We start from the raw sequence: 21725 nt of genomic DNA, 5'->3' as shown, positions 1-21725 counted from the left end.
TGTGTTGAGGACGGTTTAATAGGCGCGAGCGAACCAGACAGTATGTTTGGCTTCCCCGCCGCAGGTGATGCAGGTATGCTTGACTGTCGGCGGCTCAAACGGAATGTTGCGGGAGGTGAACTTGGTCTCCTCTTTCACTTTCGCCTCGCAAGCGTCGTCGCCGCACCAGCCGGCCAGCACCCAGCCGGCAATGCGGTTTTCGCTTTCCGCCTTGGCGATGTGCTCCTTCAGCGCATCCAGGGTGTCGATGTCCAGGTGGGAGTGGGCGGTACGGAACGCCAGCGCCTTTTCAAACATGTTCCGCTGAATCTCTTCCAGCAGGTCGGCGACCGCTTCCACTGCCCGGTCCAGGGCGACCGTCACCTTTTCGCCGGTATCGCGACGGGCCAGGACCACCTGTCCGTTGTCCACATCGCGCGGACCAATCTCCAGGCGAATCGGCACGCCGCGCATTTCCCACTCGTTGAACTTCCAGCCCGGCGTCTCTTCACGCAGGTCTGCCTTCACCCGCACGCCCGCCGCCTTCAGAGCGTCAAACAGCGGATCGAACTTCTCCATCACCTTTTCCCGCAGTTTGGGCGGACCGACCGGGATCATCACCACCTGGGTCGGTGCCACACGCGGCGGCAGCGCCAGACCGCGATCGTCACCGTGAACCATGATCATCGACCCGATCAGGCGGGTGGACGTCCCCCACGAAGTGGTATGGACGTACTTGAACTGATTGTCCCTGTCGAGAAACTTGATGTCAAAGCCTCTGGCAAAGTTTTCACCCAGGTAGTGCGAGGTGCCGGCCTGCACCGCCTTGCCGTCCTTCATCATCGCTTCGATGGAATAGGTATCCACTGCGCCGGCAAAGCGTTCGCTCGGCGTCTTCTGCCCTTTCCAGACAGGGATGGCCAGCTCCTGTTCGACCACCTCGCTGTAGATGTCCAGCATCTGCATCGTTTCCTGCCGCGCTTCCTCCTCGTTGGCGTGGGCGGTATGCCCCTCCTGCCAGAGGAATTCAGACGTGCGCAGGAACGGCAGCGTCCGCTTTTCCCAGCGAAAGACGTTGGCCCACTGGTTGATCAGCACCGGCAGATCGCGATAGCTCTGAATCCACTGGCTGTACATGTGGCCGATGATCGTCTCCGATGTCGGCCGCAGGGCGAGCCGCTCTTCCAGCTTTTCGCCGCCCGCTTCGGTCACCCAGGGCAGCTCCGGATTGAAGCCTTCCACGTGCTCCTTCTCTTTTTGGAAAAACGACTCGGGAATCAGCATCGGGAAATAGGCGTTGCGGTGGCCCGTCTCCTTGAACCGTTTGTCCATCGCCGCCTGAATCCGCTCCCACAGCTCGTACCCGTCCGGCTTGAACACGATACAGCCGCGGACTGGTGTGTAATCCATCAGATCCGCCTTGGTAATCGTATCGATGTACCAGCGCGAAAAGTCTTCCGACTGCGGGGTAATCTCCTTTACATACGCTTTTTCATTCGCCATGTCACACACTCCTCTAAAATAAATAAACCCCCATCCCAATTAGGGACGGGGGAATTACCCGCGGTACCACCCTGATTGACCGCAACGGCGTGCTGCGGCCCACTCAACGCCCGATAACGGCAGGGCATCCGGCATGGCTCATCGCCAGCGGCTCCAGGATGGGGAGCAGATACGCCTGTGCATCGACCTTCCAGACAAGGGCCGACTCTCTGGAACACGGTCAGTACCTGCGGGTCCTTTCATTGCCTTTGATTAGGCAATATCATAGCAAGCCAAGAAATCATTGTCAATTTGTCATGCGAAGGTTGAGCCGTCCGGACAGCTTTACGTACAGCGGATACGCTGCCAGCGAGAGCACAACCCCTTTGAGTATGTTAAACGGCACGATGCTGTACAAAACAAACGACCAGACGCTGTCCGCCTGGAACTGGGCCAGCAGCTGTTCCAGCGACACCTGGTAGAGAGCCGCGTAGGCGGGCAGCAGGAAGTAGGCGTTGGCAGCCGCCATGACCGCCGTCATCAGCACGGTTCCCAGCACAAGTCCTGCGGCAAAGCCCTTTTTCCCCATGCCGCGGCGCTGCAGATAAATGGCTGCCAGGATAAAGCTGGCGCCGGCGACGACGTTGGCCGCCTCGCCGATCAGCAGGCCATCCGTATTTTTTAACAGCATGTGCAGCGTGTTTTTCAGCACTTCCACCAGGACCCCGGCCACCGGTCCGTACAGCAAGCCCCCGATCAACGCCGGCAGCGTGCTGAAATCCAGCTTCAGGAACGGCGGCAGCAGCGGCACCGGAAACTCGAGATACTGCAGAACAAATGCGACCGCCGCCAGCATGGGAATCGCCACCAGCCGCTGCGTCGCGTGTGATGGGCGCATCGTCGTTGCTTTCATCTGTACCATCTCCTCACGTGTTACTTCCTTCTGATGAGGAATGGCAACAGAAACGTCCACCCCTGCCCGGTCGTCTATCCGTACGTTCACCAAACAAAAACCCTGAGGACTGACTTCTCCTCAGGGCTTGCGAACGCGGACAGCTGACCATGCCAGTGCCACAGGTATGCGAAATGAAAGGGGCCACAACAGGCATACGCCCCCACATCCCGTACCCGCGCACAGACAAACAAGCACGTGCGGTGTACGTACTGTCGTCATCCTTCTCCCATCCAGACTGTACTGTCGGCTCCGGACTCGCACCGGATCCTGCACTCCAAGCGTTTACGCCGGGAGGCTCGCGGGCTTACGCGCCGTGCGCGATCACCGCCGGTCGGGAATTTCACCCTGCCCCGAAGGAATTGTATATTGGTTGTTACCACTTATTATACGACGACGCTGATGAAGTTGACAATGCCGGAAGTTTCCAAATCTCCAAATCATCAGGGAGCCCACATGGTCAAACCGCAGATGATGGAATCTGCGGTTTGAACCGTTACTGCTTCGGCTGTTTTTTACTGGGTGGCCAAGCGTTCTACGATATTGTTGATCAGCATTTCTTTTTGCAGAGCTAATTCATTTGGTTTATCGCCGACCCAGAAGTATTTCGACACAGCGACAGCAAGGTAAATGGTTACTGCACCACCGGCATTCAAGGCCACTATATGGCTGTATATAGCCGCTGCACTGATCGCCGCAGCAGCGTACGCAACGTACAACACGCACTGTCCAGTTCCGTATCCTTCTTTTCCGCTTTTTACCCTTCGTTCATCTTCTTTGATTACCTGATCCAAAATTTGGCCGCCCTTGTCGATCGCCTTATTAATTTTGAGGTGGTCACCGCTGTATACTGCGCGCTCAAATTCCGCGAAGTAGGACGGAGATTTCGCCTTCATCCGCGCAACCAGGTGATCAATGACTTGCTTCGTTTCTTTTTGATTTACCTTGCTCAGCAAATCTTTCGTCCAGATTTCAGGGAAAAGGTGGGCAACAGGACCTTGTCCAAAGATAATGCCGCGGAAGAGCGTTTCCCCATCGTACTTCACTTTGGAAGGTTGAGTTGCGTAAGCATTTACGCTTACCAGCAGAAGCAAAAAGGCCAGAAAAATGGGAAGTGCTTTTTTGAGATTCATCCCTACTCAAACCCCTTTTCACAATATTTTTTCTTCTCTGTGGTCAATTAGCGATGATTCAAAATCTTATAGGCGTCCCCTCCCTTTCAACATGGAGCAAAGCCAACCTGAATCCTTGCCACGTTGAAATGAAAAGTGCCGCTGCCTTCGCCATGGACAAGACGGTTGTTGCTGCTCCAACGTGTTGTTGTAAAGATTAAGCACCTTTCACTTGTTGAGGAGAAAGGTGATAATCTTTCTGCGTTGGGCTTGTCTCCTTCTTGAACAGTCTGATCCGATGCAGAGACGTGAACTCTTGCTCCACTGGCCGCAGATAAAGGATCAAAACGGCGCTCATGATCATGGAAAAGCTGATTAACCCGAGCATAACGGCAATCACTTCATGCATGAGCAGGGCAGCAATGAGGAAATATTTCCAATACTTCTTGGGGGCAAACAGCGCGCCAAACAAACACACTTGCAGAACAAGGGTGCCCCATGTCGGCAGGACGACCGCTGGCGATGTCAGGATGGGGTTTACCAGTTGCAGAAAGAATGAGGGCAGACCCAGCATCGGGTCCCGCAAATAGTAGTAGACGGAGGTTCCGTTGAGCCACGTTGACTCGAACATCTTGGCAACCGATGAATGAAAATATATGATCGCAACCTGCAAACGAATGGCAAAGAAGGTTACCAGTGCGATGATGCGCCGAATAATGACGTGATCGGAAACAACTTGCGGTTCATGGGCTTTTTGCCAATGCCATTTTCTCGAATCGGTCAGTGTGATCGGCAGCAGCAAAAACGTAAAGACAGCAGCTACCTGGTCTCCGCCGTCCAAGGTGATGGCCGACACGTTGAAACTGTAGCAAATCCACCAGTGAATGACCCCGGTAATTCGCGGACGCCATCCGGAAGCGACGATCAGCAGCAAAACGACCGCGATCCATCTGACCATGTCCAAATAGAAATAGTCGTTGGGAACGGTGCAAAACAGGCTGATCGTGTTCACGCAAGTGGGGTAGACATCCATGCCGGACGAAGGTCGGAAAAACGTATGGGCATCGTTTACCGCCAACGTCAGCGCGGTCGACAATGCCATCAACGATCTGGCCAAGCCATACACGTTTGTCCACGGGTTTTGCGTCAACGCCAGGTTGTAGGCAAATGATCCTAATTTTTCGAACATTTCACGTTCACCCTCACAACTTTTGATGGCATATCGATTTTCTTACCGCTGCGGCTCCACGCCCAGGGAACCGGTTCCTGATACACAAAGCCGATGTCTCCGCAAATGGTCGGATAAGGCGTAGGGTTGTCCAATTCCGCGTAGACAGCTGCCTTGTTCAAGCAAGCATAGGGATTTTCTTCGCAATCCGTTTTGGCGGACTCCGGTATTCTGGAACTGAGAAGACCGGCCTCGATCCCTTGACTTCTTCCAAAGCGCTTCAATCCAAAAAAGTTTTCAGACCGATTATTTGGCCAGGCGGCTGCCAGTGTCCCATTTGTTATGTCCACCACTTGAAACGTGAGGTCTCGCGCATCTTTGCTGTAAAAGCCCCACCCCTGCGGAAACCACGAGGCAATGTACAGTTCCTTTGCAAGCGGTAAAGCGGAAATGGGATTGGTGGGCATCACTGCGTGAATGGCTGCGACAAAGATGTAGAGCCAAAAGGCAGCCACCAGAGCGAAGATGAGCCCAAAGCGTGAAAATCTGGTTACACCGACAGGCTTCAACATGCTTCTCCCCTTTCACTGTTTTTTCATCTGGATTGGCCATGGTTTCGCTCCATACACCCATGATAGAAATGATTGAAAAAATTTATATATTTTTCCATCCATTAGTAGGATTGGACCATGACTTGCATCAGTTTTTGGGAGTGGAAAATCTATCATTTGGATACAGCTTATTCCTTTTTTTACTACTATATCCAATATTTTGAAAAAATCAACTATTATTATCGCGGTATGTCAGTCTTCTCGCGGTGCATCATGGAAATATCTGCATAAAATTGTATAATATATACTTGCGAGTTCTTTTTTGGGATGAAGAGGCTACTTGTGGGGGAGGTTTGCGTATGGGAGAAAAGGTGTATCACCGTGAAGTCCAGCGCTTTCGCCAAAAAGTGCTGTGGACGATCGTCATCATCGTGGATGTGATCCTGTTGTCCGCATTTAGCTATGATTTGTACCAACGAATCGTTTTGCGAAAAGTGGTCAGCGAGCCGGTAACCGATGTGGAAGCGTGGATCATTTGGATTCTGTTTGGTATTGCTACGCCGCTGTTGATAACCTCGCTGTTCTTGACAAAACTCGTCGTTGAGATCAGGGAGAAAGGGTTGTACCTGCGTTTTTTCCCATTCGCGAAACACTTTATCCCCTATAACGAGATAGCAGCGTATGAAGTATGTCAATTCAGCCCTTTCTGGGATTTCGGCGGTTTGGGTGGAAGATGGATCTTTGGCGGATGGGCCTATACCGTGAGCGGAAATCGCGGAATCAAAGTACGCCTGAAGAACAACAAGGTATTTGTGATCGGTTCGCAACATCCTGAAAAACTGGTTGAAGCCTTGGCCAAAGCAATCGGAAATTCATAGTCTCCCGTTTGAAGGCCTGCACATTGATCTGCCAAAGTTGCTGGTCGGCTTTGGCAACAAAACTGGAGCGGGGTCACGACCCCGCTCCTCTGTATTTGCGCACACCCCAGTTCCAGATCGCCAGCCCGATGCCGAAAAAGATTACCCCCATGACCGGCGTAAACGCCGCGTACACGTACCACGTCTCCTTGCGCAGAAAGTAGGCGGCCGGATAAACGCCGACGAAAGCAAACGGCAGAATGTACGTCAGCACGAAACGAATCACCTTGTTGTACACGTCCACCGGGTAGCGGCCGTACTGCTGGATGTTCCAGATCATTGGCGCGATGCCCGTGCGCGAATCAGAGAAAAAGCTGACGGCGGCAATCGCCGTGTACACCCCTGCATAGATCAGTGCCCCGCCGATCACCAGCACGACAAACAGCAGCGGATCGTACCAGTGGAAGGACAGATCCAGCTTGAATGCGGCGTAGCCCATGATAATCAGCCCGGAGATGATGCCAAAGATCCGGTCCGGTGCCATCGATTCCAGACACACCTGGGCCAGGTTGTGCAGCGGCCGGGTCAGGATGCGGTCCATTTCGCCGCGGATGATGTAGCGCTCGTTGAAGTCCCAGAAGCTGAAAAACATGGAGAACAGCGCGTACGGAATCAGGAAAAAGCCGTAAATGAAGATGATTTCGTCCCGCGTCCAGTCTTTCAGCAGCGGCACGTGCTGAAAGACGACGATGATGAAGACGAGATTAATCAGCTCGTAGATCAGATTGGAGACCAGATCGCCGAAAAAGTCGGCCCGGTATGCCAGCCTGGTCTTGAAATACTGTCCGAGGTAATCGGCGAAGACGCCGATGATGTGTCGCGCGTTTTGCATCGGTTACCCTCCCTGCACGACCAGTTTGTGACGAGCCCGCCGCCACAGAATCAGGATCGGCATGAAAATCACCGCAATCCAGACCGCCTGCAGCCCGATCAGCTCCCACGCCTGCTCCGGTGAAATCGCGCCGGTGAAGATCAGGCTGGGATAGTAGTTGATCGCCTGGAACGGCAGCCACCCCATCAGCGTCTGGGCCCAACCGGGGAAAAAGCTGATCGGCAGCACCAGGCCGGACATCAGATCGACAATCACCCGCTTGGCCCGCATCATCCCGTCGTTGCGGAACAGGAAAAAGGTAAACAGGCCGGTCAGCAAATTCAGCTCCGTGTTGATGACAAACGCAAGCGTCAGGCTGACCAGGTACAGGCCCCAGCCTTCCGGCGTTCCCGGGAAGCGGAACGGGATCAGCAGGCTGACCAGAAAAATGCCGGGCGCTGCAAAAAAGAGCAGGCGAAAGACGCCCTCGCCAAAAGCCTGCGCCGTTTTCACCGAAAGGTAATTGTAGGGCCGGATCATCTCGATGGCCACCTTGCCTTCCCGCACGTCCTGGGCGATCTCCATGTCGATGTTGTTAAAGTAGAACGCTCGGGACATCCAGGCGATGGCGACGTATGCGGTCATCTGCTCCACGGTGAGGCCGCCGAGCTGCTGCTGGCCGCCGTAGATCGCTCCCCAGAGGAAGTAGTAGGCGCCGATGTTGATCGCGTAGATAATGATGCCGCTGTAGTAGTTCACCCGGTAGGCGAGCATGGTGAGAAACCGGATGCGAATCAGTTCCAGATAAAGTTTACCCATGGCTGACAACCTCGCCGTCAGTCGAGTAGATGTTGCGCACGATGTCTTCCGTGCTGGCCTCCTTGATCTTCACGTCGCTCACCTCAAACGAGCCCATCACCACAGACAGGACGAACGGCAGCATCTCCTGGCTGCGCGCCACTTTTACCCGCAGCGAGAACTCGTTGTCCTGCAGGATTTCACAGGGCAGCTCGCCGAGCGCCGCCCGCATCTCTTCCGGCGCCGTCCGCTTCTTGAACTGGAATGCCACCTCGGTGCCGTTGCCCCACTTCTCTTTCAGATCAGTCAGTTGGCCGTCAAAGATCAGCCGGCCTTGGTCCATCACCAGCACCCGCTTGCAAAGCGCCTCGATGTCGGACACATCGTGCGTGGTCAAGAGAATCGTCGTATGTTCCGTTTCATTCAGATTGCGGAGAAATTCCCGGATTTTCTGCTTGACCAGCACGTCCAGTCCGACCGTCGGCTCGTCGAGAAAGAGCAGCTTCGGCTTGTGAATCAAGGCGGCGGCCACTTCGCAGCGCATGCGTTGGCCGAGGCTCAGCTTGCGCACCGGCTGGCTGACGAACGAGGCGATGTCCAACTCCTCGATCAACCGCTCCAGCCAGCGCTCTCCTTCCGTGTCGTCCACCTTGTAGACGTTTTTCAGCAGGCGGAACGACTCCAGCGGCGACAGGTCCCACCAAAGCTGGGAGCGCTGTCCGAAAACGACGCCGATCGAGCGGACGTACTGCTCCCGCTGCCGGTACGGCACGTATCCGTTGATGACGATCTCGCCGCCGCTCGGGGTGAGAATCCCCGTCAGCATTTTGATCGTGGTTGATTTGCCGGCTCCGTTTTCCCCGATCAGGGCGAACATCTCCCCCTCCTCAACGGTAAAGGAAATATCGTCAACCGCCTTGACCGTTTTGTACTCCCGGCTGAACAAGTCGCGAAACGCACCCGCCAAGCCGGCACGGGCCTGGTGGATGCGAAATTCCTTTTGCAAATGACTGACACGTATCATGACAACCCGTCCTTTGCTTAACCTCTACATAATCCATAGCTAAGTTTATCGAAGGCCATTCATTTCTGCAAAATCCAGTGTGCTGAAAAGCGTCGAGACGCCAATCTGTTCGACAGATCGCCATCCCGTCGTCCTGCTTTTTAACGGGGACAATTGCACCTTTTCCAATTACGCCCCCAAGCCGGCTGTGGTAAGATGATGGAGGACTTTGTGGACAGAAAAGAGGGAGTACATATGAAACGAGAGCGATCCGCACAGCTGCACGAAGAAGCGATGGAGGTCATCCTGGGCGGGGTGAACAGCCCGTCCCGCTCGTTCAAGGCAGTCGGCGGCGGCGCCCCCGTCACGATGGAACGGGCGCAGGGCGCCTATTTCTGGGACGTCGACGGCAACCGGTACATCGACTATTTGGCGGCGTACGGTCCGATTATCACCGGCCACGCCCATCCGCACATTACCAAAGCGATCAGTGAAGCGGCGGCCAACGGCACGCTGTACGGCACGCCGACGCCGTGGGAAATCCAGTTTGCCCGCATGATTCGCGAGGCGATTCCGTCGATGGAGCGCATCCGCTTCAACAACTCCGGAACGGAAGCGGTGATGACCTGCATCCGCGTCGCCCGCGCGTATACAGGTCGCGTCAAGATCATCAAATTCGCCGGCTGCTACCACGGCCACTCCGACCTGGTGCTGGTGGCGGCAGGTTCGGGGCCGTCCACGCTGGGCATCCCGGACAGTGCCGGCATCCCGCAGAGCATCGCCAACGAAGTGATCACCGTTCCCTACAACGACATCGACGCGTTTGCCGAAGCGATCCGGGTCTGGGGACAGGAGACCGCGTGCGTCCTGGTGGAGCCGATCGTCGGCAACTTCGGGATCGTGCCGCCCAAACCCGGTTTTCTGGAAGCGGTGAACCGGATCGCCCACGAGGCGGGCGCGCTGGTCGTCTACGACGAAGTGATCACCGGCTTCCGCTTCTGCTACGGCGGGGCGCAAAACCTGCTGGGCGTAGAGCCGGACCTGACCGCACTGGGCAAAATCATCGGCGGCGGGCTGCCAATCGGGGCGTACGGCGGCCGACGCGAGATCATGGAGCAGGTGGCACCGCTCGGCCCTGCGTATCAAGCCGGTACGATGGCGGGCAATCCAGCCTCAATCCGAGCCGGCATCGCCTGCCTGGAAGTGCTCCGGCAGCCGGGCGTCTACGAGGAGTTTGAACGGTTGGGCCAGCTGTTGGAAGAGGGCATTCGCCGCGCTGCCGAGACACACGGAATCACCATTCAGGTGAACCGCGTCAAGGGAGCGCTGGCCGTCTACTTCACGGACCAGCCGGTCACTGACTATGCCTCCGCTCAGGCGGCGGACGGAGAATTGTTTGCCCGCTTCTTCCGGCTGATGCTGGACGAGGGCATCTGCCTCGCGCCGTCCAAATACGAAGCCTGGTTCATCACCACCGCCCACACGGAAGACGATATTCGCGCCACCGTGGCGGCAGTGGACCGTTCATTTGCCGCACTCGCGAAGTAAGCGGTCAAAAATTGCCTGCGACAGCCGCCGGCCGCTCGGGCATACTAGCCTCAAACAGCATTCACACAGGAGGGAACCCCGTGTCCAAAGGCGAACACACTTACCCGCAGGCACCGGAAAAGACGATGGACCCAAAGATGAACTCCAAGATGATGGAGGTCGTCGGCTTTCAAAATCCGCGAAAAACCGAACATCACAAAACCCAACAGCACGACCGGTAACAAATGCAAATTAATGCGCATTCCTCTATTTACCACAGACGAATGCGCTTTTTTTTATGCGCGTGGGACAGGCGTTTTTATCGAACAAAAACATTTTATTTGCATAAAAACGCTTTCATTTGCATAAAAAGCCAGACGATTTCTTGTGTCCCCCTTATATTCGTGGTATTCTAAACATTACAATTTTGAACTTTCCGAATTGTACGCAGGGGAGGTGGAGGGTCAGGCCAACTGACCGGGACCATGCTAGACAACAGACAGAGAAATACGATTGAGCAGTTTCAAGGCTATCATGTGATTGAACACGACAGTTGCGGCATCATCTGTATCATCGAGAAGTCGGGAACACCGACGCGGACCAACGTGCAGGAAACGATTCGCTCGCTGATCCAGATGGAACACCGCTCCGGCTTTATCGACGGGGAAGGAGACGGCTGTGGCATCCTCACGGACATCCCCCGCGCGCTCTGGTCCGCCTATCTGCACCAGGCCGGGCTGGACGGCGATCTGGCCCGTGATCCACGCTTTGCCGTCGCCCACATCTTCGTGCCGCGCTCGGGCCACGACCCGCAGGCCGTTCAGGAAGCGATTCGCGGACTGTTTGCCGCGCACGGTGTGGAGATCCTGCTGGAACGGGAAAACGCCGTCAACTCGGCAGTGCTTGGCAATAACGGCAAGCGGGACGAACCGGTTTTCTGGCAGTTGGCCGTCTTCGCGCCGGAAGGCTTGAACCAAGCTGCGTATGCCAGCCGCCTGTTTGAATTGCACGTCGCCATCGAAGCGGCCCACAACGTTCACGTCGCTTCGCTCAGCCCGGTGACCAGCGCCTACAAGGTAATGGGCGCCGCCAACATTCTGCCTCAGTATTTTCACGACCTGGCTGACGAACGCTTTGTCTCGTCCGTCACCATCGGTCACAACCGCTATTCCACCAATACCTTGTCCAACTTCTTCCGCGTTCAGCCGTTTTCCCTCCTGGGCCACAACGGTGAGATCAACACGATCAGCAAGCTGGAAGAAGAGGCACAGATGCTCGGCGTGCCTTTGGTCGACGGAGGGAGCGACTCGCAAAACCTCAACCGCACGATCGAAACCTTTATCCATCGGTACGGCCTGAGCCTGTTTGAAGCGATGGAAGTGGTGTTCCCGCCGATCCATCACGAGATGAAAAACCTGCCGGATGACCTGCAGGACTTGTACACGTACCTGCGCCAGGCTTGGGGTCACTTTGCCCAGGGACCGGCCGGGATCGTTTCGCGGTACGGAAATGAGTGCGTGTTCAGCGTCGACGCCCTGGGGCTGAGACCGCTGTGGATGGTGGAAAGCGCCACGTCCTATTACTTCTCCTCCGAGCAGGGAATCATACCGGTTCATCAAATGGCAAGCGAACCAAAACCGCTCGCCCCCGGTGAAAAGGTGGGCGTCATCCTGCACGCGGAGCAAGAGGTGGAAGTGATCCCCCACCACAAGCTGCAGCAGATCGTCCGCGACCGCTTTGCGGAAAAGGTGGAAGCAGCCGGTGCCCGTCAGCACCTGCACTTCGCCTATGAAGCCAACGCGCTCGTCGCCGAACCGGACACGTCGGCACCGACCTCTTCCGTCTACAGCGCATTTGGCTGGGACCGTGAGCAGATTCAACTCGTGGAGCAGATGTCCGCCAACGGAGCCGAACCGATCCGTTCGCTCGGCCACGACGGCCCGCTGGCTGCACTGTCCAAGGAGCGGCAAAACCTGGCCGATTACATCAAGGAAAGCGTGGCTGTCGTCACCAACCCGGCGATTGACCGCGACCGGGAGATGGAGCATTTCTCCACGCGCGTCGTGATCGGGACCCGCGTACCGCTGTCCGGCACAGCCTCGGACGGCCTGCGTCTGGAGCTGCCCTCGCCGCTGCTCTTCGAAGGGCAGTCGCTGCAGGAGACGGCGCAGCAGCAGGGCACGCTGTCGCTGGAACAGGTGATCCACTACTTCAACAACCACCCGTCCAGCATCGCGATCCTCTCGACCCACTTCGAACGGGAAAGCGGACTGGAAGGCGGGCTGAAACGGCTGCAGGAATCGGCCGTACAGGCAGTGCAGAATGGAGCCGTGCTGATTGTGTTGGACGACACAGAGACGCATCAGAACGGCCGGTACTGGATCGACCCGCTGCTCGCCGTATCCGCTGTCGACCAAGGCTTGAAAGCAGCGTTTGACGCTGATGGTATCAGCCTGCGCCGCCGGGCCGGCATCATCCTCCGCTCCGGTGCCGTCCGTTCGCTGCACGACCTGGCCTTGTCCTTTGGTTCCGGTGCGGACGCGGTTTCGCCGTACCTGATGTTTGCCACCGCCTTTGCCAAAGCAGGCGCGGCATCAGCCGCCAATCTCTACGCCGCACTGAACAAGGGGCTGGAGAAAGTGATCTCCACCATCGGCATCCACGAGCTGCGCGGCTACGGTCGGCTGTTCTCCTCCATCGGGCTGCAGGCAGACGTGGCGAAGGCTCTCTCCATCGTGAACTTCTGCGGTTCCGATCAGGTCGGCCTCTCCTATGCCGATCTGGAGGCGGACAGCATCAAACGGCACGAGGATTACGCCACTGCAACGGCGAGGGAAGCCAAGACGTTCCACATTTTCCCCCGCCTGTGGAAACTGATCGGACAGGTCGCCGCCGGAGAGATTCCGTACGCCGACTACGCGTTGAAGCTGGAAGAAAACGAACGGGACAACCCGATTGCGATTCGTCACGTAGCCGACTTTGCCTTTGACCGTGCCGAGCAGCAGGTGGACCCGGCCCAGGTGGACATCAGCGTAGGCGATCATTCGCTGCCGTTTTTGATCTCCTCCATGTCGTTCGGCTCGCAGAACGAAACGGCCTTCCGCGCCTATGCCGAAGCCGCCGACCAGCTCAACATGATCAGCATGAACGGCGAAGGCGGCGAAATCAAAGACATGCTCGGCCGCTACCGCAAAACGCGCGGTATCCAGGTGGCGTCGGGCCGCTTCGGGGTCAACGTGGAGCTGGCCAACGCGGCGGATATCCTGGAAATCAAGATCGGCCAAGGGGCAAAACCGGGCGAAGGGGGACACCTTCCCGGCTCCAAGGTAACGGCGAAAATCGCCGCTGCCCGGAACGCCACGATCGGCTCCGACCTGATCTCGCCGTCCAACAACCACGACATCTACTCCATCGAGGACCTGGCCCAGATGATCACGGAGCTGAAGACGGCCAACCACGAAGCCAAGGTGTGCGTCAAGGTGCCGGTCGTGCCCAACATCGGGACCATCGCCGTCGGCATTGCCAAGGCAGGCGCCGATTTCATCACGCTCTCCGGTTTTGACGGAGGAACGGGGGCGGCACGCGTCCACGCCCTGCAGCACGTGGGGCTGCCGGCCGAGATTGGCGTCAAAGCCGCCCACAACGCCTTGCTCGAAGCAGGCCTGCGCCACAAGGTGGAACTGTGGGCCGACGGTGGCGTGAAAAGTGCAGCAGACGTCGTCAAGCTGATGCTGCTTGGCGCCAATCGCGTCGGCTTTGGCACCCTGGCGATGATCGCTGTCGGCTGCACCACCTGCCGCGGCTGTCACCTGGACACCTGCCACGTGGGTATCGCCACCCAGATCGACTCGCTGGAAGAGGCCCACGAAAAAGGGCTGCGCCGCTTTGTGCCGCGCCAGTTCGACCAGGCCGTCAACGGGCTGAAAACCTTGTTTACCCTGTTTGGCGAGGAAGTGCGCCGCATCACCGCCGCGCTCGGCTTCAGCCGTACGCAGGATCTGGTCGGCCGCTCCGACCTCCTGGTCCAAACCCGTCTGCTGGAGCGAATCAACCTGTCGGCGCTGCTGGCCGTCCATCCGCTGTACACGCCGGAGGCAGCCGCCGTGCGGGCGGAAGAAGCGGAGGAGCGCGTGCTGGTCACCGCCGGTGCTGCCGCCGCTTCGGAGAACCGCTACTTCAGCCCGGATCGACCCATCCGGGAGACGTTTGCCGGGATTTTGTCCAGTGAACGCGTGCTGGGCAGCCGCTGGTCCGGTGCCCGCGTGAAAAATTACCTGGACGGCAGTTACGCCTCGCTGCCGGAAGTGTCGCTCCACTTCACCGACGGCAGCGTGCCGGGCAACGGTCTGGCCGCTTACAACGCACAGGGCGTTACCATTCGGGTGGAAGGCGGCGCCCAGGACGGCGTCGGCAAAACCAGCTTTGGCGGCCGCGTCTCCATCCTCAAGCACAAGGGTCATAACGGTGCGTACATCAACGGCTCCGTCGGCAAGAGCTTCTGCTACGGTGCGCAAAAAGGCTTGTTCATCGTACAGGGCAATGCCGATTCCCGCGCCTGCATCCGCCTCTCCGGTGCAGACGTCGTGTTTGGCGGCGAGATTACCGAGCCGATTCGCGACGAGCTGGGCGGTATCGGAGCACGGGCCAATCTGAAAGGCTTTGCCTTTGAATACATGACCAACGGGCGCGCCGTCGTGCTGGGCGATCCCGGTCCGTGGATCTGCGCGGGCATGACCGGCGGTGTCGTGTACGTCCGCCTGCAACCTGAGATGGGCTTTGACCAGGCAGCTCTGGAGCGCAGGATCGCCAAAGGGGCAAAGGTGTTCCTCTACCAACTGGACGAAAAAGGCGTAAACGACGTGCGCGAGCTGCTCTCCGCCTACAAGGAGGAACTGCTTGCCACCGAGCAGTACGAAACAGCCGGCCGCATCCAGAAGCTGATTGACGATCCGGCTGCACACTTCCTGATGATTTCGCCGAAAAAAGAGCAGGCCGATCCGTCTGTCTCCACCGAGTAACCTCCCCGACAAGATCAGCAGCCTGCCAGAGAGGACTGACGTCCTGAAAACACTCGCACTCTTCCCACTATGGGAAGAGTGCTTTTTTACCACACATAAGCATTCACTGATATTGTCAAGATTGGTCAAAGACTGTACAATAAAAAAGTGAAACTGTCACCTGTGATGATCGTACAATTGAGTATAGGGCAAACTATCATACGTGCTCTCATTGTTCATGATCATATACGAAGGAGTGATTTTCCCCCATGTTCTTTCACCCCATGGACTTCCTGATTTTGATCGCGTTCGGCCTGTCGCTGTGGGCCCAGTTTCGCGTCAAGGGAACGTTCAACCGCTTTGCCGATGTTCCCGCGTCTTCCGGCCTGACCGGTGCGGAAGCGGCACGCCGCATGCTGGACGCCAATGGCCTGACGCACGTTCCAGTTGAACACATCCCCGGTACGCTGACCGACCACTACGACCCGATTTCCCGCACGGTTCGTCTGTCCGATCCGGTCTACTTTGGCAATTCCATCTCGGCAATCTCCGTCGCCTGCCACGAGGTAGGACACGCCGTGCAGCACAAGGTCTCCTACCCGATGCTGGTGGCCCGCCACCGCATCTTCCCGGTCGTCAACTTTGCGTCGGGGGTTGCACCGCTGCTGCTTTTGGCCGGCTTCTTCTTCAAGGCAGCCAATCTGCTGCTGCTGGGGATCATCTTCTTCTCCGCAGCCGTCGCCTTCCAATTGATCACGCTGCCGGTCGAGTTCAACGCAAGCAGCCGCGCCAAAGACATGATGGTCAAAATGGGCTTCATCCGCAACACGGAAGAACGAGGCGTCAACAAGGTGCTGGGCGCCGCTGCGCTCACCTATGTGGCCGCCGCGCTGATCTCCGTGCTCGAACTGGCCAAATACGTAATGATCTTCAACAGCTCCAACGAAGACTGATAAATCTTGCAGCACATGCACGAACAGGTACAGCCTCCTGTTTTTAAGGAGGCTGTACCTTTTTCCTTATATCCGCTACGATAGGTGATGAAGCTTTACATAGGTATAATGGATGTGAACGTGGCTCGGTAAGCCAAACACGTCCTGCCGAATGAACGATTGCAGTTTTCCGCAACAAGAAAGGAGACAGATGTGATGAAAATCGGATGGATCGGGCTGGGCAACATGGGGATCCCGATGGCCGGCAATCTGTTGGCTGCCGGATATGAGGTGAAGGTGTGGAACCGCACGCCCAGCAAGGCAGAGCCGCTGCTCGCGCAGGGAGCCACCCTGGCTGGCTCTTTGGCGGAACTGGCGGAATGCGATATCGTGTTTACAATGGTGAGCGATGACGAGGCCGTCAAGGCTGTCTACACCGGACCGGACGGTCTGCTCACTTCCGGTGCTCGCGGCACATTGGCCGTGGACATGAGTACGGTCTCTCCTCAGACGTCCCGCTATCTGGCCGAACAGTGCCGACAGGCGGGATTTCGCTTCCTCGACGCACCGGTCTCCGGCAGTGTCGGCCCGGCCAAGGAAGGCAAGCTGGTCATCATGGTCGGCGGCGACGAGAGCGACTATACCCAAGTCAAACCGCTGCTGGACAAGCTGGGCAAACTGGCACTTCACCTCGGCCCCAACGGTGCCGGCACGTCGGCCAAGCTGGCGATCAACCTGCTGTTGGGCATTACCGTGCAGGGAGCGGCTGAAACCCTGCTGTTCGCCCGCAGCATGGGTATCGAAGCCGAGCAGATGCTGACCATCATCAGAGAGAGCGCGGTCGGCACGCCGCTGATCCGCGGCAAGGAAGCGTCCATTCTCGCCGACAACTACCCGGCCGCGTTTGCACTCAAACACATGGCCAAAGACCTTCGCCTCGCCCGCGAGGAAGGCGTCTCCACGCCGTTGGCCGAATCGGCGGCCGCCTGCTACCGCGCCGCGCTGGAGGACGGTATGGGTGATCTGGACGTCATGGCAATCTTGCGTTTTCTGGACCGGCAGTAACGCCGGTCCTTCAGTATGTAGACAAAGTCCGTGGTGTCATGTGTGATGGTGCCCGCTCGCTCGCTAGGCCCATCACTTCATGTCACGTACTTTTTCTCCCACTTCGGTTGATCATCATGTTTCCATTTCCCGCTGGGGCTTTTGACGGAAGAAGCTGAAAAACACCCAGCCGGCGTTGATGAACAGCAGGGCACTGGTCATCAGAAACACCCCGTTGATGCTGATGAAACCGGCCAGGAAGCCGCCGATCATCGGTCCCAGCATGCTGCCCATGCTGACAAAGCTGTTGTTGTACCCGTACACACGGCTGATCATGTGACTGGGCGTGAGCCGGCGCAGCAGGGCATTGACAGCGGGAAGCAGGCCGCCAAGCGACAAGCCGAGCAAAAAGCGAAGCACCACCAACTGGGTGACGTTTGCTGCCAGAGCCTGCGGCACGAACAACACGGCTGCAAACAGCAGGCTGCCAAACAAAACGCGATGGGAACCGTAGCGGTCTCCCAACCGTCCCAAGAGGGGCGCCGCCAGCACGTTGGCGATGCCGGTAGACGCCTGGACCACACCCGCCCAGAAGGCGACGTTTCCCTGCTGATGCAAAAGCTGTGCAATGAAAATCGGCAGCACCGGTACGATACTGAACAAGGCAAACTGGATCATGATCGTCACGAAGAAGACCGTCGGCAGCTCCCTGGAAGAGAAAATCTTGCGAAAGTCATCAGACAGACTGGAGCGTTCCTTGGCCTTCGGGGGCACAAATGTTTCCTTTACGGTAAACGTAATCACCAGCGTCGCCAACAGGACCAGGCTGCCGGTCACGACAAAGATCATGCGGAACCCGATTCGATCGGCCAACACCCCGCCGATCAGCGGTCCCATAATGGAGCCGGCGGTCACGAACGACTGCAACAGCCCCAATGCCCATCCCGCTTTTTCCCGAGGCGCATTGGAGGCGACCAGAGCCGTGCTGGCCGGGACAATTCCTCCCACCGTTCCGTTCAAGAGGCGCAGGGCCAAAAGCTGCCACAAACTCCCGGCAAAACCGGTCGCCGCGATGATGACGGACATGAAGTAACCGGAGCGCAAGATCATGATTTTGCGGCCGTACTTGTCAGCCAGATTGCCCCAGATCGGGGACACCAGACTGGCGGTCAAAAAGTTGGCGCCAAAAATGACCCCTGCCCATGCGGTCACTTCATGCGGGTCTTCCACCCCGAAATCCTGCTGGATATACAGCGGCAAAAACGGCATGATCATGCTCATCGCCATCATGACGACAAACAGCGCCCCGCACAATACATACAAGTTGCGTTTCCACGTTTCCACGGGCGCCCTCCTCCTTTCCGGTGCGAGGAAACGCGACTGCCTCGCCGTCTCCTCGCGGCCCCGCGCGTTTCGTCCACTGGCCGGGTTCCCTATGACACCGGATGCTCTGCTGTGGGAGCGCCCAGATCCTGTACGCTCCACAAATTATGATACACACCTTTTAGCGCCAACAATTCTTCGTGTCTTCCCTGTTCGACGATCCGCCCCTCTTTCATGACCACGATCTTGTCCGCGTGGGTGATGGTGGAGAGGCGGTGGGCCACGATGATCGTGGTGCGCCCTTTGGTCAAGCGGGCCAGCGATTCCTGAATCATGTGCTCAGACTCCAGGTCGAGTGCTGATGTGGCTTCGTCCAGGATCAAAATGGCCGGATCACGCAGAAAGACGCGGGCGATGGCAATCCGCTGTTTCTGCCCGCCGGACAGCTTGACTCCCCGCTCGCCCAGCTCGGTGTCGTATCCATCGGGCAGTTCCATGATAAACTCGTGGGCGTTGGCCGCCTTGGCCGCTTCGATCACGGCCGCTTCATCCGCGTCGGGATTGCCCATCAGGATGTTTACCCGCGCTGACTCGCTGAACAGGATGTTGTCCTGCAGCACCATGCCGATGTGGCTGCGCAGATTCTGCTGCTGCACGTCGCGAATGTCAACACCGTCGATGGTGATCCGTCCTTCCGTCACGTCCCAGAAACGGGGCAGCAAGCTGATCAGCGAGGTCTTGCCTCCGCCCGACATGCCGACGATGGCGACCGTCTCGCCCGGATTGATCGTCAAATTGACGCGATCCAGCACCAGCGGCCCATCCTTGCGATAGCGAAACGAGACGTTTTCAAACCGGATTTCGCCGCGAATCCGCCCCGTCTGCGGATCGACCGGGAGCCGGCCGGCGCCGGGCTTGTCGACGATATCGTACGACTCGTCGATAAATTCAAACATCCGATCCATCGAAGCAACGGCCTGTGTCAGCGTGGTGGAGGAGTTGACCAACCGGCGCAGCGGCGTGTAGAGGCGTTCCAGATAGGCGTAAAACGCCACCAGCGTCCCGATGGTGAGCGTTCCCCCGATTACCTGGTAGCCGGCGTAGGCGATCACCATGAGCGGCGCAATGTCCGTCACCGTGTTGACGGCAGCAAAGGTGTTGGCGTTCCAACGCGTATGCTCCAGCGCCTTTTGCAAAAAGCGGTTGTTTTCCTTGGCGAACACCCGGGATTCGTGCTCCTCCAGGGCAAAGCTGCGCACCAGCGACATGCCGTTTACGCGCTCGTGCAAGTGTCCCTGCAGGTGGGCCAGGGCGGCCGAGCGCTCCCGCGTAAGCTGCCGCAGCCGCTTGTAAAAGTATTTGACAGACATCGCGTACAGCGGAAAGACCAGGATCGCGACCAGCGTGAGCTTGACGTCCATGTACAGCATCACACTCAGGGTCAAACCGATCGTGATCAGGTCCAGCCAGATGTTCATCAGGCCCGTTTCAATAAAGGACTTGGTTGACTCCACGTCGTTGATTACCCGGGAGACCACTTCCCCTGTCTTGTGGTTGTTGTAGTAGCGCATGGAGAGCCGCTGCAGGTGAGTGAACAGTTGGTTGCGAATGTCAAACAAGATGCGGCTGGACACCCACTGGGCGAAGTACTGCCGCCAGTACTCCACAGGCGCTCGCACAACGGTAAAGACCACAAACGCCACGGCCATCAGCCAGAACAGTTGAGTCAGCTTCTCCTCCCGGGGCAGGGGGCTGGGCAGCAGGTCATCAATCACGTACTTGATCATCAGCGGCAACAGCAGCGGTATCGAAAATTTGATGATGCCGATAAAAATGGTTCCCAGGATCTGTTTCCAATAGGGCATGACGTATGCCATGTAGCGCCGGATGCTGTTCACGATCGTCCCTCCTTTTGCCAGTTCCCGCTTTCCCTCCTACATGTATTCGTTCCGGGACAGGTGATGACCGACAAACAAGGAAATCCCTCTCCCGGCCGTTCGGGAAAGGGATCATACCTCGTCATCGCGCACCAGCAGGTAACGCTCGTACCAGCGTTGGACAAATCCGTTTTGAAAAGGGCCACGCCGCAAACGGACCCAATCCAGCACTTCCCGGAGAGCGGTCTGCACGCGTTCGACGACAAACGGAGGGTAGTTCATCTGCTTGCTGTGCAGCAGAAACTCCTCTTCGTCGAGAATGGTGTAAGTCATGTCGGGAAATACCTTGACGTCCAAATCGTAATCAATGTAGCTTAACAGATTTCCTTTCAAGCTAAAAGGCGAACCAATGTTGCAGTAGTAATAGATGCCGTCATCGCGAATCATCGCGATCGTATTAAACCACTGTCCGCGGCCAAACGTGCAGATGGCAGGCTCTCTCGTCCGCCATTCCCGGCCGTCTGCCTCTGTTACCTTGACCCGGTCGTTGCCTCCAATCACGACCGCATCGCTGGAATGAATCAGCGTCGTCTTATCCCAGATGCGGTGCAGTGAATGGTCGTGTTTAAAACTTTCAATGCGGATAATGGAGCCTGGAGCTGGCGACATGACTCTCCCCTTTCTTCTCTTCTCTGTATGAATGGGGATAAGCCTCCCTTAACTTAAGAAGAGAGCTTTTTGGAAAGTGTAACATATTTTTGCATCTCGTAGCCAAGTGAATAGTAAAAAGGGAGAACCTCCGGGTTGTCCTGATTCACCATGATCAAGACGCGATGGACGCCCCGTTGCCGAAAGCGTTTTTCAATCGCCTCAACCAGCTTCCGCCCGATGCCGGTCCCCTGCAGGCGGGGAGTAACGGCCAGGCGGTAAAAGTAGGCGCGTGACCCGTCTATCGTGCCGACGACCACCCCTACCACTTCTCCATCCTTCTCCGCAACCATGACCAAATCGCTGTCCCAGGCCAACTGTTTGGCCAGGTCGTTCAATGACTCCGTGTCCGATTCTTCCAAACCGGTTTCCTGCCAAATACGCGTTATCGCCGAATAGTCACCGAGCCGAAACGGTCGAATCAGCATACGTTGCCTCCTTCGATGCCTTCTGTTCTTATTGTACACCACTTGGACAACTTTGTCTCCGTATGAACGCGAGAAACAGGTCGCAATTGGGAATACAAACCCGTCGGCCCGGCCCA

General features: G+C 57.2%; 18 protein-coding genes and 1 riboswitch. Of the genes, 6 read left to right on the top strand and 12 right to left on the bottom strand.

Annotation, left to right across the window (positions count from 1 at the left end):
- Nucleotides 1-15: 15 nt before the first annotated feature.
- The 5 genes from proS to KDN35_RS10460 all read right to left on the bottom strand — a co-directional run bounded on the left by proS (nt 16) and on the right by KDN35_RS10460 (nt 5265).
- Nucleotides 16-1482, bottom strand: coding sequence for a proline--tRNA ligase (gene proS, locus KDN35_RS10480; protein ID WP_171565037.1), 1467 nt, complete (start codon nt 1480-1482; stop codon nt 16-18).
- 286 nt (nt 1483-1768) lie between these two features.
- Nucleotides 1769-2374 (bottom strand): ECF transporter S component, encoded by a 606-nt coding sequence (locus KDN35_RS10475; protein WP_171565038.1) that lies wholly within the window; start codon nt 2372-2374, stop codon nt 1769-1771.
- A gap of 256 nt (nt 2375-2630) precedes the next feature.
- Nucleotides 2631-2778, bottom strand: a riboswitch (FMN riboswitch).
- A 150-nt stretch (nt 2779-2928) separates the two neighbouring features.
- Nucleotides 2929-3546, bottom strand: a complete 618-nt coding sequence (locus KDN35_RS10470) for a sporulation delaying protein family toxin (protein WP_212132671.1) — start codon at nt 3544-3546, stop codon at nt 2929-2931.
- 196 nt (nt 3547-3742) lie between these two features.
- Complete coding sequence (locus KDN35_RS10465; RefSeq protein ID WP_171565040.1) at nt 3743-4714, bottom strand: sporulation-delaying protein SdpB family protein; 972 nt, start codon at nt 4712-4714, stop codon at nt 3743-3745.
- Nucleotides 4699-5265: an SdpA family antimicrobial peptide system protein gene (locus tag KDN35_RS10460; RefSeq protein WP_171565041.1), complete on the bottom strand. Its 567-nt coding sequence runs from the start codon at nt 5263-5265 to the stop codon at nt 4699-4701. Before KDN35_RS10460 ends, KDN35_RS10465 begins: the two co-directional genes overlap by 16 nt.
- Nucleotides 5266-5603: 338 nt before the next feature.
- Here KDN35_RS10460 and KDN35_RS10455 point away from each other — a divergent pair, with 338 nt between their 5' ends.
- Entirely contained in the window at nt 5604-6122 is a 519-nt protein-coding gene (locus KDN35_RS10455; protein WP_171565042.1) for a DUF6141 family protein, read from the top strand.
- Between the two features lie 73 nt (nt 6123-6195).
- Here KDN35_RS10455 and KDN35_RS10450 read toward each other — a convergent pair whose 3' ends face one another.
- The 3 genes from KDN35_RS10450 to KDN35_RS10440 are packed head-to-tail and all read right to left on the bottom strand — an operon-like array spanning nt 6196 to nt 8794.
- Nucleotides 6196-6993, bottom strand: coding sequence for an ABC transporter permease (locus KDN35_RS10450; RefSeq protein WP_171565043.1), 798 nt, complete (start codon nt 6991-6993; stop codon nt 6196-6198).
- Between the two features lie 3 nt (nt 6994-6996).
- The gene (locus KDN35_RS10445; RefSeq protein WP_212132670.1) at nt 6997-7791 is read right to left on the bottom strand and encodes an ABC transporter permease; all 795 of its coding nucleotides are present in this window, start codon (nt 7789-7791) and stop codon (nt 6997-6999) included.
- Complete coding sequence (locus KDN35_RS10440) at nt 7784-8794, bottom strand: ABC transporter ATP-binding protein (RefSeq protein WP_171565045.1); 1011 nt, start codon at nt 8792-8794, stop codon at nt 7784-7786. Before KDN35_RS10440 ends, KDN35_RS10445 begins: the two co-directional genes overlap by 8 nt.
- Nucleotides 8795-9028: 234 nt before the next feature.
- Here KDN35_RS10440 and KDN35_RS10435 point away from each other — a divergent pair, with 234 nt between their 5' ends.
- From KDN35_RS10435 to KDN35_RS10415, 5 genes are all read left to right on the top strand, one after another.
- Entirely contained in the window at nt 9029-10321 is a 1293-nt protein-coding gene (locus tag KDN35_RS10435) for a glutamate-1-semialdehyde 2,1-aminomutase (protein WP_171565046.1), read from the top strand.
- A gap of 80 nt (nt 10322-10401) precedes the next feature.
- Nucleotides 10402-10542: a hypothetical protein gene (locus KDN35_RS10430; protein WP_171565047.1), complete on the top strand. Its 141-nt coding sequence runs from the start codon at nt 10402-10404 to the stop codon at nt 10540-10542.
- 243 nt (nt 10543-10785) lie between these two features.
- A complete protein-coding gene (locus tag KDN35_RS10425) occupies nt 10786-15318 on the top strand; it encodes a glutamate synthase-related protein (protein WP_212132669.1) in 4533 nt (1510 codons plus the stop codon).
- 248 nt (nt 15319-15566) lie between these two features.
- A complete protein-coding gene (locus KDN35_RS10420) occupies nt 15567-16250 on the top strand; it encodes a zinc metallopeptidase (protein ID WP_171565049.1) in 684 nt (227 codons plus the stop codon).
- Nucleotides 16251-16445: 195 nt separating this feature from the next.
- Nucleotides 16446-17294, top strand: a complete 849-nt coding sequence (locus KDN35_RS10415; RefSeq protein WP_212132668.1) for an NAD(P)-dependent oxidoreductase — start codon at nt 16446-16448, stop codon at nt 17292-17294.
- Nucleotides 17295-17408: 114 nt separating this feature from the next.
- Here the strand turns inward: KDN35_RS10415 and KDN35_RS10410 are convergent, their stop codons facing one another.
- From KDN35_RS10410 to KDN35_RS10395, 4 genes are all read right to left on the bottom strand, one after another.
- Nucleotides 17409-18617, bottom strand: a complete 1209-nt coding sequence (locus tag KDN35_RS10410; protein ID WP_171565051.1) for an MFS transporter — start codon at nt 18615-18617, stop codon at nt 17409-17411.
- 89 nt (nt 18618-18706) lie between these two features.
- Complete coding sequence (locus tag KDN35_RS10405; protein WP_212132685.1) at nt 18707-20473, bottom strand: ABC transporter ATP-binding protein; 1767 nt, start codon at nt 20471-20473, stop codon at nt 18707-18709.
- A gap of 132 nt (nt 20474-20605) precedes the next feature.
- Nucleotides 20606-21142: a DUF402 domain-containing protein gene (locus KDN35_RS10400; protein ID WP_171565052.1), complete on the bottom strand. Its 537-nt coding sequence runs from the start codon at nt 21140-21142 to the stop codon at nt 20606-20608.
- Between the two features lie 53 nt (nt 21143-21195).
- Complete coding sequence (locus tag KDN35_RS10395) at nt 21196-21609, bottom strand: GNAT family N-acetyltransferase (RefSeq protein ID WP_171565053.1); 414 nt, start codon at nt 21607-21609, stop codon at nt 21196-21198.
- Between the last annotated feature and the right edge of the window lie 116 nt (nt 21610-21725).

Source organism: Brevibacillus sp. NL20B1 (assembly GCF_018195675.1).
In the GTDB taxonomy this organism is placed as follows: domain Bacteria; phylum Bacillota; class Bacilli; order Brevibacillales; family Brevibacillaceae; genus Brevibacillus; species Brevibacillus aydinogluensis.
This window is presented reverse-complemented; position numbering and strand designations above follow the sequence as displayed.